The sequence below is a fragment of the Micromonospora sp. HM5-17 genome (genome assembly GCF_003762835.1).
In the GTDB taxonomy this organism is placed as follows: Bacteria; Actinomycetota; Actinomycetes; order Mycobacteriales; family Micromonosporaceae; genus Plantactinospora.
In genome coordinates this window covers 133,482-148,584 of record NZ_RJWA01000006.1, presented here as the reverse complement: position 1 = coordinate 148,584, position 15,103 = coordinate 133,482, and the positions used below count along the sequence as shown (strand labels likewise).

The window sequence follows — 15,103 nt, the reverse complement described above, 5'->3', positions numbered from 1 at the left end:
GATCGGGTGCCCGGGCGACGGGCAGAGGAGGAGAAGCGACGTGAGTCAGCCTGAGGAGAACCGCGAGAAGAGCGCCAAGACCGATGCCGTGCTCACCCCCCGCGAGGTACGGCGTACGCCGAACCTGGTGCCCCGCCCGCCGGCGGCGCGGCCGGACCGGGCGGCCGGGTCGGGCGGCGCCGCGGGTGACCGGGGTGAGGACGGTCCGGCCGGGGCCGGGGAGGAGCCCTGATGGTACGCAAGCAACGCGTCGACCCCGAGTTGGACCAACTCTGGGAGGACTTCCACAGCTGCGTCAACGTCACCTCGGAGCGGCTCCGGGACTGGTTGCTGACCCGGGGATCCGGCGAGGAGGTCTTCGGCGCGGACCCGGATCTCGGGCTGCCCCAGCCCGGCCGCAGCATCCTCGCGGTGTTGCGGAAACGCAAGGTGGACCTCACCGAGGGCGACATCCAGGTCATGCGGGAGACCATCGCCGAGGTGCAGGGCCTGCTCGACGAGCGCCCCCCGGACGGCACCGGAGACCAGGAGTGGCGGCACGCCCTGCTGGATCTCGGCCACGACCCGCTGCTCGAGCGGTAGCCCGGGCCCGTCGGCGGGCGCCGGCCGACGGGCCCGCGGCGTCACCGGCGGCGCCCGCGGTACGCCGCCGGACCGGCGGTCACTCCCCGCCGACGGTGGGAACGGTCAGCCCGGCCGCGGTGGCCGCGTCGCTGCGCTCGACCCGGATCGCCTCCTCCCGGGCCAGCAGAGCGGCGTACTCGGCGACGTCCTCGGGCGTCGGTAGGGCAGGGAGTCGGCGCAGGAACGCCTCGACGTCCCGGGAGGCGGTGGTGTGGGCGGCGGCGATCCGGCGTACGGTCTCGCGGTCGTCCTCGGGTGGAATCAGGTCGGTCATGCCGGTACCGGTACCCGCTGGCGGCCCGTTCGCACCGGGTGTGCCGTACCGGCCCGGCACGGCCGGTACTCCACGGCGGTCGCGCCCGGGCCGGCACCCCGGAACCGGTGCCGGTCGGGGCGGCGGCCGCGTACCGGCCGGTGGCGTCGAACCGGTGACGGCACCCCGCGCGCCCCGCGGGCCGAGAGGGGACACGCACCCCGCGGGGTGAGGCGAAAGCGGTGCCGGCGTCGCTGACCGTCTCGTCCGCCGCCGGGCCAGGAGCCGCTGGCCACGCACACCGAGCCGCTGGCCACGCACACCCGGCGGCTCCCGTCGCGCGTCCGGTGCGACGACGTCCACATCGGACGAGGCGACGCCCCGCCGGAGTGGGCCGCCGCCGGTGGCCCGGGGTGCCACCGGGCCACCGGGAACGGGGGCGGTACGCGAGGCAGGCCGTGCACCGCCCGGCCCGGAACCGGCCGGTGCACGGTGGTCGGCGCCCCGCCGGACCGGGGGTCAGCTCCGGGCAGCGCCCGGGACGCTGGATCGGGCAGGGCACCGCCACGGTAGCGCCCCGGAGCCGAGCGAGGTATATACCGCCTAACTCATACCGTCCGCGGAGCCGACGCGTGACCGGGGGCCGGTGCGTGGTGGCGCGCTCCTGACCGGCTGACCGGGTCCGGCCGCGGACCGTGGCGGACCGTCGGCGCCGGTGGCGGGGTCAGGCCGCGGCCAGGTCCTGCGCGCCGAAGCTGGGGTTGCGGGCCAGCCAGGCGAGGTAGTGCGGGGTGCGGGACAACGAGTCGGTGTAGGCGGAGATGGCGTGTCCGAGGACCCGGTCGGCGACCGCCGCCGCCGGGGCGTCCGGGTGCCAGCCGAGCACCAGCCGCCAGCGCAGCGGCGTGTTGGCCAGCGGACGCGTCACCAACCCGGGCACCGGCCGGAACGTCGCCTGGGCGAGCGCGACCGCCTCGCCCGCCTCCACCAGATCGATGCAGCTGCGGATGTCGGTCTCGTAGATCTTGCGGGGCGTGAACCCCGCCCGGGCACAGGCCGCGATGAAGCAGCTCTCGAAGCATCCGTCACCGGGCGCCGCCGCCCAGCGTTCCTCGCTCAACGCGGCCAGTGGCACCTCGTCCTGCCCGGCGAGCGGGTGCGTCTCCGGCAGCAGCACGAAGACGGCGTCCACCGCCACCGCCCGCCAGGTCAGGCCGAACTCGGCCGACGGCGTCGCGTCGCCGCAGACTCCGGAGAGGACGTAGTCGAGCCGGCCGCCGAGCACCATCTGGGCCAGCTCGTCGACCGACCAGGAGGCGTACGTGCTGATCTGTGCGTGTGGCTGGTCGGCGGCGAGCCGGTGGACCAGCCCGCCGAGGATCGGGCTGTTCACCCCGCCGAGCCGGAACCGGGTCATCGCCGTACCGGTACCGGCCAGCCGGGCGGCCTCGTCCTGCAGCCCTTTCATCGCCGGGAGCAGGACCCGGGCCCGGGCCAACACCAACTCGCCCAGCGCGGTGGGTCGGGCGCCCCGGCGGTCCCGCTCGAAGAGCGGACCGCCGAGCGTGCGCTCGATGCGCTGGAGCTGTGCGGTGAGCGCGGGCTGCGCCAGCCCCAGGGCCGAGGCTGCCTTGGTCACGCTGCCCGTCTCCGCGATCGCGCAGACCACCTTGAGGTGGCGCAGCTCCAGATTCATAGCGTGACGGTAGGACCAGGACGGGATTCTCGGGAAGACCTTTGGACAACGAAAGATCCCCCAAGGAAAACGCAAACTGCGACCGAACGGACACCTAGCGCTGCCGAGCGGCCCAGAGCAGGCCGCGTTCGGTGATCGTCCGGATCGGCGGAAGCGTCAGGTCGTCGAGTTTGTGTCCGACCGTCGAGACGAAGACTCGTCCCGCGCCCCACTGCCGGGTCCAGACCGCCGGCAGGGTGACCGAACGGTGCCAGGGCGTCGCCGCCGCGGTGTCCCGCTCCGGCTCCGGGTCGAACGTCACCGTCGCCAGTACGTCGTTGAGGGGGTCCGTCAACACCCAGTACTTCTCGGTGTGCAGCCGGACCGTGCCGATGCCCCGGACCACCGGATGGTCGGCTCGGCCCGGCAGGACCGTCAGGTCGTGGTCGACGAACCCGGGCGGATGGTGCACGAAGACCCCGCCGGTGAGCTGGTGGTAGGCGTTGTGGTGGAACGCGCCGACGATCCCGCCGTGCCAGCCGGCGAAGCCGGTCCCGGCGCGGACCGCCGCGATCAGCCCGGCGGCCTGCTCGTCGGTGATGGTCCCGATCGACCAGCACTGCACGACGAGGTCCGCGGCGGCCATCCGCACCCGGTCGGTGTAGACGTCCAGGTCGTCGTGGACCTCGACCGCGAACCCGTGCTCCCGTAGGAACGGAATGAACAGCTCGGTCGCCTCCACCGGGACGTGGCCCTCCCAGCCGCCCCGAACCACCACCGCTTTGCGCACCGTCAGTCCTCCCGTCCGCCTCGTGCCCGGACCCGTCCCGCTCCCCGGTGCGCCGTCCCGGCGGCACCAGCGCCGGCCGCGTACCGGGATCCCTCGCCGGGGATCATGACATCCCACCGCCACGTGGCACGGCGTCGGGACCGGGTGGGCATCGCCCGCGCGCCGGGTCAGCCGTGCGGCGGCGGGGTCAGGTCCTCGACGTACGTCGGCCGGCCGGTCACCGCGTCCCGAACCTTGTCGACCACGCCGAGGGCCGGCTCGACCAGCCGGTTCCACGGCGGCGTCGTTGGCGAGTCCGGGTGCGGGCGGGTCGGCGCCGCCTCCTCGGCGACCTCCACCCGGTTGCCCAGCCGGATCAGGTCGGCCTCGTCGACGGTCGCCCGCAGCCCCGGAAAGATCACCGTCGAGGCGGTCTCCGCGTGCCGCCGTAGCCGGTCGGCGACCTCGGCGGCGAGCCGGGTGAACCGCTGCTCGGCCGGTCCGGTCCCGGCGAGTTCCCGGAGCGTACGCAGCAGCGCGGTGTCCGCCGCGAGTTCCCGGTCGGCCAGCGCGTCGCCGTCGGGCAGCAGGGCCCGGACGGCCGGGTAGAGGTACTGCTCCTCGCCGGACAGGTGCCGGGCCAGGGTGGCGGTCAGCACCTCCGCGACCTCACCACGCCGCTCGGGCGGACCGTCGGCGGTCAGTAGGGCGCGGAGCGCGGCGATCCGGTCGTGCTCCTCGGCGAGCAGGTCCACCATGCTCCGGCCACCGGGCCGGTAGTCCTCGTCGTCGCCGATCGGTGGCAGTGGGGGTAGCGGTACGGTCATGGTTGCCCTCCTCGCGGCGGATCCCCGACCCGGCACCTCCGGCGGGATCGACGGAGGTGGTTCACCGGACAGGTCGCAGGTACCCCAGAACCCTCCGGCGGAAAACCCGACAGCGGGTGGGGCGGACGGTGGGCCTGGGTGGACTGGTATGAAGAAGCCCATGAGTAGCCACTCCGCGCCGGCGTATCCGAGCGCCACCGACGAGGTCGTCTCGCTCTGCCGGGACCTGCTCCGGATCGACACCAGCAACACCGGGGACACCGCGACCGCGGTCGGCGAGCGGGCCGCCGCGGAGTACGTCGCGGAGAAGCTCGCCGAGGTCGGCGTCGAGGCGCAGCTGCGGGAGTCGGCGCCCGGCCGGACCAGTCTGGTCGCCCGGATCCCCGGCACCGATCCGAGCCGAGGCGCCCTGCTGGTCCACGGTCACCTGGACGTGGTGCCGGCGGACGCCAGCGAGTGGTCGGTGCACCCGTTCTCCGGGGAGATCCGGGACGGCTACCTCTGGGGCCGTGGCGCCATCGACATGAAGGACTTCGACGCGATGGTGCTGGCGGTTGTTCGGGACTGGCAGCGTCGCGGCGTCCGTCCCCCGCGTGACCTGGTCCTGGCCTTCACCGCCGATGAGGAGGCCGGCGGGGAGTACGGCGCGCACTTCCTGGTCGACCGGCACCCCGAGCTGCTGGAGGGCTGCACGGAGGCGATCGGCGAGGTCGGTGGCTTCTCCTTCTCGGTCAACGACGACCTCCGGTTCTACCTGATCGAGACGGCGGAGAAGGGCCTCGAGTGGCTGCGGCTGCACGCCCGGGGCCGTCCCGGGCACGGCTCGATGGTGCACGACGACAACGCCGTCACCGCGCTGGCCGAGGCGGTCGCCCGGGTCGGCCGGCACCGGTTCCCGGTCGTGGTGACCCCGACCGTGCGCGCCTTCCTCGAGGAGGTCTCCGCGGCGCTCGGCATCGAACTCGACCCGGACGACCCGGAGGCGGCGATTGCCAAGCTCGGTCCGATCGCCAACATCATCGGGGCGACCATCCGGAACACCGCCAACCCGACCCGGCTCGCCGCGGGCTACAAGGACAACGTGATCCCCGGGCGGGCCAGCGCCACCATCGACTGCCGAAGCCTCCCCGGCCAGTCGGAGCTGTTCCTCGCCGAGCTGCGCGAGGTGGTCGGTCCGGACATCGAGATCGAGTACATCCACCGACAGCCGGCCCTCGAGACCGGGTTCGACGGCGCCCTGGTGGACGCGATGGCGGCGGCGCTGCGGGCCGAGGATCCGGGCGCCCGGGCGGTGCCGTACATGCTCTCCGGCGGCACCGACGCGAAGGCGTTCCACCGGCTCGGCATCCGCTGCTTCGGGTTCGCCCCGCTGCGGCTGCCGGCGGACCTGAACTTTTCCGCGTTGTTCCATGGCATTGACGAGCGGGTGCCGGTCGAGGGGCTACAGTTCGGCGTGCGGGTGCTCGACCGGTTCCTGCGCCAGAGCTGACCCGGCCGACCTGTCTCCTCCGGTCCTTCCGGTCCGCCCAGCCACCGCCCAGCCACGTTTCTCCGGCTGCGTCGGTTCCCGCCGCCCGGCGGTCCCGGCGCCGTCGACGTCGTACTGAAGGGACAGACCACACCATGACCGACCAGCACGCCGAGCTGGACGCCGCCCTGGAGCGGGTCATCGAGACCGCCCGGGCACACCTCGCCGCGGTCCGGGCCGCCAACGGCCGGATCGACGACGACGCGGTCTGGCAGGCGTACGTCGAGCTCAACAACGCGTCGTTCGAGTACGACGAACTCCTGCTCGACGCCTTCGGGGAGGTGACGCCCTGGGACGTCGAGGCGATCGATCCCGACGAGGCGGACGAGCGCTTCGGCGCCGGGCCCGGCGGGGGCGACGGCGGGGAGCCGAGCGACCCGCACCCGATGGTCCTCTCGGTACGCCAGCGCCGCGACTACCGGGTGCCGAGCGTGGCGGCGCTGCTCCGGGCGGCCCAGGCGGCGCGCCGGGCCGGCGTGCCCGAGGACGAGGAGTCGGCGCCGGTCGAGGGCGTCGGCGAGGCGGTGCTGGAGCTGCTCCAGGCCGGCGACGGGTCGCTCAGTGCCCTGGACGTTCCCGAACTGGAGCCGCTCGACGGTGTGGTGATGGTCAGCGAGGTGGCGGTGCCGCTCGACCTGGAGTCCTTCGATGACGAGGACAGCAGCGGCCCGTTTGCCCCGGGGCCGGACGACCGCCTCGTCGGCCGGCTGGACGAGCACCCGTTCCTGTCGGACGCCGAGGAGGAGATCGAACAGGCCCGGTAGGACCGGCGCCCGGCTCGCGCCTGCCCGGCCCCGTCATCGCGGGACCGGGCACGGCACGGGACCGGTGGGGCCGCAGCGGTGTCCCGACCGGCGTCAGTACGACAGGCCGGGCTGGGGCCGGTCGATCACCCGGCGCCGCAACACCACCTGGCGGGTGCCGTCCCGGTAGAGGCGGACCCGGGCCAGTTCCCACCCGGAGAACTCGGCCTGGACCGCCAGCTGCGCCGTCGCGGTCACACGGTCGACATTCGGCGGTAACCGTAACGGCGCGTATTCGTAGTCCATGTCCTCTATCCTGCCGACCCCGATGGAGCGACACCAGTCCTTCACGGGCGTGACCTCGGCTGCCGGCTCCGGACCGATCACCCCGCGGGGGCCGTCCGCGTCCGACTCAGCCGTCCCGCTCCGGATAGCCGAGCGGCGTGGCGGAGACATCGTCGAGGGCCCGGGCGATCTCCTCCGGCAGCGTCATCCGCTCGACCCGGAGGGCACCGACCAGTTGCCCGACGGTCCGGGCCCCGAGGATCGGGGCGACCACGCCGGGACGGTCCCGGACCCAGGCGAGGGCCACCTCCAGCGGTGAGACGCCCAGTCCGTTCGCGGCGGTGGCGACCGCCTCCACGATGCTGGAGCAGCGGGGCTCCAGGTACCGGGCGACGAAGCGTTCGAAGTGCGGGGAGGCGGCCCGCGAGTCGGCCGGGCGGCCGTGCCGGTACTTCCCGGTCAGCACCCCACGGCCGAGCGGGGACCACGGCAGGATCCCGAGCCCCAGGCTCAGGCAGGCGGGCAGCACCTCCCGCTCGATGCCGCGCTCCAGGAGCGAGTACTCGACCTGGACCGCGACCACCGGGGCCCGGCCGGGGAACGCGGCCTGCCAGGTGGCCGCCTGCGCGGTCTGCCAACCGGAGAAGTTCGACACACCGACGTAGCGGACCCGCCCGCTGGTCACCGCGTAGTCCAGCGCCGCCAGGGTCTCCTCCAGGGGGGTGGCGGGGTCGTAGCCGTGCACCTGCCACAGGTCGACGTATTCGGTGCCGAGCCGGCGTAGTGAGGCGTCCAGCGTACGCAGCAGGTGTGCCCGGGAACCGTCACGGCGTCGCGGGGAGCCCGGCCGGAGCCCGGCCTTGGTGGAGATCAGCACGTCGTCGCGGGGCACCAGCGTGCCGAGGAGCGAGCCGATGACCGCCTCCGCGTCCCCGTCGCTGTAGACGTCGGCGGTGTCGATAAGATTGCCCCCCGCGTCCAGGTAACTCTTCAGTTGTGCGGCAGCGTCGTCCGCGTCGGTGTCCCGACCCCAGGTCATGGTGCCGAGAGCGAGCCGGGAGACCGCCAGCCCGCTTCGGCCGAGCGGCCGCTGTTGCATGGTTGAACTCTATTCAGAACCTGGTCGCCCGGATATCCTCGCTCCCGCTATTGCCGGTGCGCGCCGCGCCACAAACCCGACGTCCGGGCACGCTACGGACATCACCGCTCCCGGGTCGACTCCCGGTGCGGCGGTTCGCGGGCCGCGCGGTTCCGCGTTCCCGGCCCCTCCGGCCCAGCCATCCGTCGCCCGACCGTCCGGCTCGGTGGCGCCGCCGTGCCCCGACCGTCCGGCCGCCGGGGGCCGCCGACCGTCCTGACGAGCCGGATCGGCGCGGTGCCCCCACCGGTCGTCGGCCCGCCGAGCGGATTGCGTACCCTGATGCGACTCGCGACGACAGGGGGAGACGGAGCAGTGCGACTCGGGCTCAGCCTTGGCTACCAGACGCCGTGGAGTACCCCGGCCGACCATCTGGCCCTCGCCCGGGAGGCGGACCGGCTCGGCTTCTCGGTGGTCTGGGCCGCCGAGGCGTACGGCTCGGATTCGCCCAGCGTGCTGGCCTGGCTGGCGGGCCAGACCGAGCGGATCGACCTTGGCTCGGCCGTGATGCAGATCCCGGCGCGCAGCCCGGCGGCGACGGCGATGACGGCGGCGACCCTCGACGCGATCTCGGGCGGCCGGTTCCGGCTCGGCCTCGGCGTCTCCGGCCCGCAGGTCTCCGAGGGCTGGCACGGGGTGCGGTTCGCCCGCCCGCTCGCCCGGACCCGCGAGTACGTCGACATCGTCCGACTCGCGCTGGCCCGCAAGCCGGTGCGGTACGACGGCGCGCACTACCAACTCCCGCTGCCCGGCGGCCCGGGCAAGGCGCTCCGGCTCGGCTTCCACCCGCCCCGCGAACGAATCCCGCTCTACCTGGCCGCGGTGGGGCCGCGGAACCTGGAACTCGCCGGCGAGATCGCCGACGGCTGGCTGGCGGTCTTCTACGCGCCGGACTTTGCGGCGGAGCAGCTCGCCTCCGTCGCCGCCGGGCGCGCCCGGGCCGGCAAGGACCTCTCCGGGTTCGACGTCGTGCCGACCGTACCCGTGGTCCTCGGCGACGACGTCGCCGCCTGCGCCGACCTGGTCCGCTGGTACGCGGCGCTCTACGTCGGCGGCATGGGAAGCCGGGAGCAGAACTTCTACAACCAGCTCGCCATCCGGATGGGCTACGGGGACGCGGCCCGCGAGGTGCAGGATCTCTACCTCGCGAAGCGCCATCGCGACGCCGCGGCGGCGGTGCCGTTCGAGTTCATCGACCGGACGTCGCTGCTCGGGCCGGTGGACCGGATCGCCGACCGGATGCGCGAGTACGCCGCGGCCGGGGTGACCACCCTCTCGGTCAGCCTCTTCGTGGCGGACGTGGAGAGCGGGATCCGGACGCTGCGCGCCTGTGTGGCCGCGCTGGAGCGCGCCGGGGTGGGCGAATGACGTGGGATGGCCCTCCGGGGCCGTCGATGGGATCGAGCGAAGGGCAGGCCGTGCTGCGGAGTGAGGTGCGAGGGTGAGCTGGATCGAGGCGATCGTCCTGGGAATCGTCCAGGGCCTCACCGAGTTTCTTCCGGTGAGTTCGTCGGGCCATCTGCGGATCACCTCGGCGATCTTCTTCGAACAGGACGCCGGTGCGTCCTTCACCGCGGTCACCCAGCTTGGTACCGAGGCCGCCGTGCTGCTCTACTTCGCCAAGGACATCTGGCGGATCACCCGGACCTGGCTGGTCGGGATCTGGGACCCGTCGGTCCGGTCGAGCCTCGACTACCGGATGGCGTGGTACGTCATCGTCGGCTCGATTCCGATCGGGGTCTTCGGCTTCCTCTTCAAGGACCAGATCCGTACCGCCGCCCGTAACCTCTGGCTGGTCGCCACCACCTTGATCGTCTTCGCGTTCGTACTGGCCTTCGCCGAGTACTGGGGCCGGCAGACCCGACGGATCGAGCACTTCACGCTGCGCGACGGCATCATCATGGGCTTCGCCCAGGCGATGGCGCTGATTCCGGGGGTGTCCCGGTCCGGCGGCACGCTGACCGCGGGACTCTTCCTCAACCTCACCCGGGAGGCCGCGGCCCGGTACTCCTTCCTCCTGGCCATCCCGGCGGTGGTGATGTCCGGGGTGTTCAGCATTCCGGACGTCTTTGACACCAGTGGTGGCGGCTCCATCCCGACGCCGGCACAGATGGTCGTGGCCACGCTGATCGCCTTCGGCCTCGGCTACGCCAGCATCGCCTGGCTGCTGCGCTATGTCGCGCACCACAGCCTGTACGTCTTCGTCCTCTACCGGGTGGCGCTCGGCAGCCTGGTCCTGGCGCTGCTCAGCACGGGAACCATCTCGGCGACCTGAACCGGGGTGCGGGCCAGCGTGGCGGGCCGGAGGCGGCCCGCCCCTGGCCCCCGGGCGCCGTAGGGTGGGTTCGTGGCAACCCTTCTGCTCCTCCGGCACGGCCGGACCACGGCGAACGCCGACGGCGGCCTGGCCGGGCGCCAGCCCGTCGAACTGGACGAGACCGGCCGGGCACAGGCGGTCGCGGTGGGGGCGCGGCTTCGCGCGCTGCCGTTGGCCGCGGTGGTCACCAGTCCGCTGATCCGGTGCCGCCAGACGCTGGACCTGGCACTCCCGGACGCGACGCCGGTGGTCGAGGACGGGTTGGTCGAGTGTGACTACGGTGGCTGGCAGGGCCAGCCGTTGAAGAAGCTGGCCAAGGATCCACTGTGGCAGGTCGTCCAGCAGCACCCGAGCGCGGCGGTCTTTCCCGACGGCGAGTCGATGGCGGCGATGGCGGCCCGGGCCGTCGCGACGGTCCGACGGTGGGACGCCCGGATCACCGCCGAGCACGGCCCGGATGCGATCTGGCTGGCGTGCAGCCACGGAGATGTGATCAAGGCCATCGTCGCGGACGCGCTCGGCGTACACCTGGACCTGTTCCAGCGGATCGTGGTCGACCCGGGTTCGGTGACCGGGATCCGGTACACCCCGGTGCGGCCGTTCCTGCTACGGCTCAACGACACCGGCGGCGACCTGGCCGGACTGGTGCCGCCGAAGCGGTCCCGGCGGCGCCGGGCGGTCCGGGCGGCCGACTCCGACGCCCCGGTCGGTGGTGGGGTGGGCGCGGTCAGCGCGGGGACCGAGGCGGTCACCGCCCCGGCGCAGGCCGTGGACCGGGCTGACTCGGCCCCGGCGGCGGATGCCCGGCGGTGACACCCGGGCGGGACCCGGGTCGCCCGCGTCGCGGCGCCCCCTCGGGCGCCTGTGGCCCGGCCGCGGCCACCGGCCGGTACCGTGCGCCGGGTGGACCGCCCCGCGCGGCGGCGGGCCGTCCGCTGATTCGGGTCGGTGGGCTGCACGGCGTGGTACCGGGCCGGATAGGGTCGTGGGTATGACCCACCAGGTGCACGCATTCGAGCCGCCCGAGCGGTTCGTCGCCGGGACCGTGGGGCCGCCGGGCGACCGGACGTTCTTTCTCCAGGCACGCGGTGGCGGGCGCCTGGTCAGCGTCTCCCTGGAGAAGGTCCAGGTGTCGCTGCTCGCCGAGAAGCTCGAGGAGCTGCTGACCGAGGCGCACCGTCGGTTCGGGATCGAGCTGCCCGACTCGCCGCAGACCAGCCCGGACAACGAGCCGCTCGAGACACCGGTCGACGAGGAGTTTCGGGTCGGCACCCTGGGGCTGGCCTTCGACGTCGACACCGCCACGGTGGTGATCGAGGCTATCGCCGCCGGCGAGACGGAGGCGGAGGTCGAGATGGGCGGCGCGGAGGGGGCCGGGAGCGAGGACGAGCCGGGCGACGACCTCGACCGGCTGCGGGTCCGGCTCACCCCGCAGGCGGCCCGGGAGTTCATCGATCGGGCCCGGCGCGTGGTGGCCGCCGGCCGCCCGCCCTGCCCGCTCTGCGGCCAGCCGCTCGACCCGACCGGGCACCTCTGTCCGCGTCACAACGGCTACCACCGGTGAGCGGTCCGCACCCCGGCCCGGGGTCGTCCCGGTGACCTCGTCCGAGCTGCGGCCCGTGCTGGACGAGAGTGACGCGCTGCGCCTCCTGCGCTCCGGCGAACTGGAGGTGGAGGGGCGGCTCGTCGACGCCTCGAACACCACCCTGCGGGCGTTCCTGTCCCTGGACGGCGTCACGGCGCGCTGCGTCTACAAGCCGATCCGCGGGGAGCGGCCCCTCTGGGACTTCCCGGACGGCACCCTCGCCGACCGCGAGGTCGCGGCCTATCTGGTGTCGCACGCCAGCGGGTGGGATCTCGTCCCGCCGACCGTGCTGCGGGACGGCCCGCTCGGCCCGGGCGCCTGTCAGCTCTGGATCGACGAGCCGGAGCACGCCGAGCCGCTGGTCGGGTTCGTGCCCGCCGGCAGCCTCCCGCCCCGGTGGTTCCCGGTGGCCGCGGCGCGCGACGACGACGGCGCACCGTACGCGCTCGCCCACGCCGACGATCCGCGGCTGGCCCGGCTCGCGGTGCTCGACGCGGTGCTCAACAACGCCGACCGCAAGGGTGGCCACGTGCTGTACGGCCCGGACGACCGGATCTACGGCGTCGACCACGGGGTCTGTTTCCACGTGGAGGACAAGCTGCGGACGGTGCTCTGGGGCTGGTCGCGCCGCCCGCTGCCTCCGGACGCCCGGGAGATGCTGGCGGGGCTGGCCGCGGCACTCGCCGGCCCGCTCGGGGAGACCCTGGCCGAACACCTGACCACCGCGGAGGTCGCCGCGACCGCCCGGCGGGTGGCCCGGCTCCTGGAGACCAACCGCTTCCCGGTGCCCTCGGACGACTGGCCGGCGATCCCCTGGCCGCCGATCTGACCGTCCCCGGGTCGCCTCGGTCGGGCCGGTCCCACCCACGCCGGAGACCACCCGTCCGGGCTGCCGGGCGCTACCCGTCACGGCGGGCGTCCGGCGGCCCGGGAGCCGCTGTCGGTCCGATCACTCGACCCACCCAGCCGCGAGATCCACTCCTCCCGGCTGGCTAGGGTGGTGACCATGGAATCCTGGGTGGGGCACGAGATCCCTCGGTTGCCGGGCAACGGGTTGCCGCTCTCCTTGTACGACTCGGCGCGTCGCGCCGTCCATCCGACCCGTCCCTCCGGCACGGCGACGATGTACGTCTGCGGGATCACCCCGTACGACGCGACCCACCTGGGGCACGCGGCGACGATGATCACGTTTGACCTCGTCCAGCGGGTCTGGCGGGACGCCGGCCACCCGGTGAGCTACGTACAGAACGTCACCGACATCGACGATCCGCTGCTGGAGCGGGCGGCCCGGGACGGCGAGGACTGGAAGGTGCTCGCCATGCGGGAGACGGCGCTGTTCCGGGAGGACATGGAGGCGCTGCGGATCATCCCACCGACGTACTACGTGGGCGCCGTCGAGTCGATTCCGGCGATCGCCGAGAAGGTCCGAACGCTGCTGGACGACGGCGCGGCGTACCGCCTCGACGACGGGAGCGGCGACGTCTACTTCGACATCGCCGCGGCCCCGCGGTTCGGCTACGAGTCCAACCTGTCCCGGGAGGAGATGCTGGCGCTCTTCGCGGAGCGGGGTGGCGACCCGGAGCGGGCCGGCAAGCGGGACCCGCTGGACCCGCTGCTCTGGCGTGGGGCGCGGGACGGCGAACCGTCCTGGCCGGGCGGGTCGCTCGGCCCCGGCCGTCCGGGGTGGCACATCGAGTGCGCGGTGATCGCGCTGAATCTCCTCGGGTACCGGATCGACGTTCAGGGCGGCGGCAACGACCTGCTCTTCCCGCACCACGAGTGTTCGGCTGCGCATGCGGAGCGACTGACCGGGATGGCGCCGTTCGCCGGACACTACGTACACGCCGGCATGATCGGCCTGGACGGGGAGAAGATGTCCAAGTCCCTGGGCAACCTGGTCTTCGTCAGCCGGTTGCGCGCCGACGGGGTGGACCCGATGGCGGTGCGGCTGGGGCTGCTCTCCGGCCACTACCGCAGCGACCGCGAGTGGACCGACGACGTGCTCAAGGCCGGCACGCAGCGGCTGGCGCGCTGGCGGGAGGCGGCGGCGGCGCCGCAGGGCGCCGCCGGGGCCGAGCTGCTGGCCGGGGTACGCGAGCGGCTCGCCGACGATCTCGACACCCCGGGTGCGCTGGCCCTGATCGACCGTTGGGTCGACGCCACCCTGGCCGGGGCGGGCCGCGACCCGGACGGTCCCCGGCTGCTGGCCGCCACCGTGGACGCCCTGCTCGGGGTCCGGCTGTAGACGCGGCGGGCGGGCGTCGCGCCGGCCCTCCCGATCGCGCGCTCGCATCGGTCGAATGGGCCATTCGCGCCGGCCGTTCGCCCGGTGGTCAGCCGAGCACGAGTCCCGGATCGGGATCCGGGTCCGGCGTCGGCGCCGGCACCTGGTACCGCTCGGTGAGCGTCGTCATCGGGCCGGGCCAGGTCGCCTGGGCCACCTCGATCGGCCGGTGCTGGGCGTCGTAGGCCACGTGTAGCAGGTGCAGCACCGGGGTGTCCGGCCGGATCTGCAGGAGTTCCGCCTCCTCCCGGGTCGGCTGCCGGGCGCTGATCTGGTCGGTGGCGGAGACGTAGCGGCGTCCGATCGCCTCCTCCGCCTCCTGGTAGAGCGGGCGCCCGAACGCCTCCATCCGTTCCAGGCTGGTGCCGGCGGCGTCGGAGACCCGGAACCAGGAGGCGCCCACCTCGACCGGAGCGTCCTCGGTGCGGACCAGGTGCCGCCGGACGATCAGCTCGGTGCCGTCGCGTACCCCGAACGCGTCGGCGACCTCGGGCGGCGCCGGGGCGCGGCCGACCTGGACCAGCTGTTGCCGGTACCGGGCCGCGAGGTCCGCGTGGTAGCCCCGGTGTCCGCCGTACCGTCCGCGGGAGAGCCGGTTCAGCCGTCGCCGGGTGCCGCGGACGTACGTGCCGGAGCCGGGCTTGGTGATCAAGACGCCCTCGACCCGGAGCTGGTCGATCGCCCGCTGCACGGTCTGCTTGGCCACGCCGAACATCTCGGCGATGGCCGGGATGGAGGGGAGCCGTTCCCCCGGCGCCCAGTCGCCGGCGCGCACCCTGGCTCGGAGCTGATCGGCGATCTGCCGGTGCGGAAACTCGGCGGCACCCGGATTGATCTGCACGAGGGACACTCCTTTCTCGACGTAGGCTCCTAGGATGATAGAGGCGTCGCGATCTGGAACACCGCGCCACGCCGCCTCTCGGATCGTCGCCGGTGACGGCGCGTGCCGCACCATGGTCACGGTCGCGTTCTTTTCTTACAGCTAGGTTCCTAGGATGCAGTACGCGCAGTGACCAGCCCGACAGCCGGCAACAAAAACCCCGTCCGCCGGCGACAGCCGAACCGCGCCGGCGGA

At 73.6% G+C, this 15,103-nt stretch carries 16 protein-coding genes and 1 pseudogene; 10 read left to right on the top strand and 7 right to left on the bottom strand.

Translation table 11 applies throughout. The annotated features are described in order from the left end of the window. Positions 1 to 40: 40 nt before the first annotated feature. Entirely contained in the window at positions 41 to 232 is a 192-nt protein-coding gene (locus EF879_RS18410; protein ID WP_123560268.1) for a hypothetical protein, read from the top strand. Further along, a complete protein-coding gene (locus EF879_RS18405; protein WP_123560266.1) occupies positions 232 to 582 on the top strand; it encodes a DUF3140 domain-containing protein in 351 nt (116 codons plus the stop codon). The genes EF879_RS18410 and EF879_RS18405 overlap by 1 nt, the downstream gene beginning before the upstream one ends. Before the next feature lie 79 nt (positions 583 to 661). Here EF879_RS18405 and EF879_RS18400 read toward each other — a convergent pair whose 3' ends face one another. From EF879_RS18400 to EF879_RS18385, 4 genes are all read right to left on the bottom strand, one after another. Further along, the gene (locus EF879_RS18400; protein WP_123560264.1) at positions 662 to 898 is read right to left on the bottom strand and encodes a hypothetical protein; all 237 of its coding nucleotides are present in this window, start codon (positions 896 to 898) and stop codon (positions 662 to 664) included. A gap of 703 nt (positions 899 to 1,601) precedes the next feature. Then, positions 1,602 to 2,573 carry a LysR family transcriptional regulator gene (locus tag EF879_RS18395; RefSeq protein WP_123560262.1) on the bottom strand — a complete coding sequence of 324 codons (972 nt, stop codon included), beginning with the start codon at positions 2,571 to 2,573 and terminating at the stop codon, positions 1,602 to 1,604. Positions 2,574 to 2,667: 94 nt separating this feature from the next. Then, positions 2,668 to 3,342 carry a ThuA domain-containing protein gene (locus EF879_RS18390; protein ID WP_370375523.1) on the bottom strand — a complete coding sequence of 225 codons (675 nt, stop codon included), beginning with the start codon at positions 3,340 to 3,342 and terminating at the stop codon, positions 2,668 to 2,670. A 167-nt stretch (positions 3,343 to 3,509) separates the two neighbouring features. Beyond that, positions 3,510 to 4,148, bottom strand: a complete 639-nt coding sequence (locus tag EF879_RS18385; RefSeq protein ID WP_123560260.1) for a hemerythrin domain-containing protein — start codon at positions 4,146 to 4,148, stop codon at positions 3,510 to 3,512. Between the two features lie 160 nt (positions 4,149 to 4,308). Between EF879_RS18385 and EF879_RS18380 the strand changes: the two genes are divergently transcribed. Together EF879_RS18380 and EF879_RS18375 are read left to right on the top strand one after the other, a co-directional pair. After that, the gene (locus tag EF879_RS18380) at positions 4,309 to 5,637 is read left to right on the top strand and encodes a M20/M25/M40 family metallo-hydrolase (protein WP_123560727.1); all 1,329 of its coding nucleotides are present in this window, start codon (positions 4,309 to 4,311) and stop codon (positions 5,635 to 5,637) included. Positions 5,638 to 5,771: 134 nt separating this feature from the next. Next, positions 5,772 to 6,440 (top strand): hypothetical protein, encoded by a 669-nt coding sequence (locus tag EF879_RS18375; RefSeq protein ID WP_123560258.1) that lies wholly within the window; start codon positions 5,772 to 5,774, stop codon positions 6,438 to 6,440. Between the two features lie 93 nt (positions 6,441 to 6,533). On the opposite strand, the gene EF879_RS18370 is transcribed toward EF879_RS18375, so the two are convergent. Beyond that, positions 6,534 to 6,725, bottom strand: coding sequence for a DUF5703 family protein (locus EF879_RS18370; RefSeq protein ID WP_123560725.1), 192 nt, complete (start codon positions 6,723 to 6,725; stop codon positions 6,534 to 6,536). Positions 6,726 to 6,831: 106 nt separating this feature from the next. Further along, on the bottom strand, positions 6,832 to 7,803 hold the full coding sequence (locus EF879_RS18365) for an aldo/keto reductase (protein ID WP_123560256.1): 972 nt from the start codon (positions 7,801 to 7,803) through the stop codon (positions 6,832 to 6,834). Positions 7,804 to 8,157: 354 nt separating this feature from the next. Between EF879_RS18365 and EF879_RS18360 the strand changes: the two genes are divergently transcribed. The 6 genes and pseudogenes from EF879_RS18360 to mshC all read left to right on the top strand — a co-directional run bounded on the left by EF879_RS18360 (position 8,158) and on the right by mshC (position 13,989). Beyond that, a complete protein-coding gene (locus EF879_RS18360) occupies positions 8,158 to 9,210 on the top strand; it encodes an LLM class F420-dependent oxidoreductase (RefSeq protein ID WP_123560254.1) in 1,053 nt (350 codons plus the stop codon). A gap of 73 nt (positions 9,211 to 9,283) precedes the next feature. Then, complete coding sequence (locus tag EF879_RS18355; RefSeq protein WP_123560252.1) at positions 9,284 to 10,117, top strand: undecaprenyl-diphosphate phosphatase; 834 nt, start codon at positions 9,284 to 9,286, stop codon at positions 10,115 to 10,117. 72 nt (positions 10,118 to 10,189) lie between these two features. Further along, a pseudogene (locus tag EF879_RS18350) lies at positions 10,190 to 10,885 on the top strand (MSMEG_4193 family putative phosphomutase); the annotation flags it as partial. Positions 10,886 to 11,150: 265 nt separating this feature from the next. Next, positions 11,151 to 11,723, top strand: a complete 573-nt coding sequence (locus EF879_RS18345; protein ID WP_123560248.1) for a DUF3090 domain-containing protein — start codon at positions 11,151 to 11,153, stop codon at positions 11,721 to 11,723. 31 nt (positions 11,724 to 11,754) lie between these two features. Further along, positions 11,755 to 12,573, top strand: coding sequence for an SCO1664 family protein (locus EF879_RS18340; protein ID WP_123560246.1), 819 nt, complete (start codon positions 11,755 to 11,757; stop codon positions 12,571 to 12,573). A gap of 177 nt (positions 12,574 to 12,750) precedes the next feature. Further along, a complete protein-coding gene (gene mshC / locus EF879_RS18335) occupies positions 12,751 to 13,989 on the top strand; it encodes a cysteine--1-D-myo-inosityl 2-amino-2-deoxy-alpha-D-glucopyranoside ligase (protein ID WP_123560244.1) in 1,239 nt (412 codons plus the stop codon). Between the two features lie 88 nt (positions 13,990 to 14,077). Here mshC and EF879_RS18330 read toward each other — a convergent pair whose 3' ends face one another. Continuing rightward, complete coding sequence (locus EF879_RS18330; protein WP_123560723.1) at positions 14,078 to 14,869, bottom strand: GntR family transcriptional regulator; 792 nt, start codon at positions 14,867 to 14,869, stop codon at positions 14,078 to 14,080. Between the last annotated feature and the right edge of the window lie 234 nt (positions 14,870 to 15,103).

Excerpts from the sequence above, each read along its gene's own strand:
- EF879_RS18405 (WP_123560266.1), top strand. The coding sequence starts at position 232 with ATGGTACGCAAGCAACGCGTCGACCCCGAGTTGGACCAACTCTGGGAG.
- EF879_RS18385 (WP_123560260.1), bottom strand. The coding sequence starts at position 4,148 with ATGACCGTACCGCTACCCCCACTGCCACCGATCGGCGACGACGAGGAC.
- EF879_RS18375 (WP_123560258.1), top strand. The coding sequence starts at position 5,772 with ATGACCGACCAGCACGCCGAGCTGGACGCCGCCCTGGAGCGGGTCATC.
- EF879_RS18345 (WP_123560248.1), top strand. The coding sequence starts at position 11,151 with ATGACCCACCAGGTGCACGCATTCGAGCCGCCCGAGCGGTTCGTCGCC.
- EF879_RS18380 (WP_123560727.1), top strand. The coding sequence starts at position 4,309 with ATGAGTAGCCACTCCGCGCCGGCGTATCCGAGCGCCACCGACGAGGTC.
- mshC (WP_123560244.1), top strand. The coding sequence starts at position 12,751 with ATGGAATCCTGGGTGGGGCACGAGATCCCTCGGTTGCCGGGCAACGGG.
- EF879_RS18400 (WP_123560264.1), bottom strand. The coding sequence starts at position 898 with ATGACCGACCTGATTCCACCCGAGGACGACCGCGAGACCGTACGCCGG.
- EF879_RS18395 (WP_123560262.1), bottom strand. The coding sequence starts at position 2,573 with ATGAATCTGGAGCTGCGCCACCTCAAGGTGGTCTGCGCGATCGCGGAG.
- EF879_RS18365 (WP_123560256.1), bottom strand. The coding sequence starts at position 7,803 with ATGCAACAGCGGCCGCTCGGCCGAAGCGGGCTGGCGGTCTCCCGGCTC.
- EF879_RS18370 (WP_123560725.1), bottom strand. The coding sequence starts at position 6,725 with ATGGACTACGAATACGCGCCGTTACGGTTACCGCCGAATGTCGACCGT.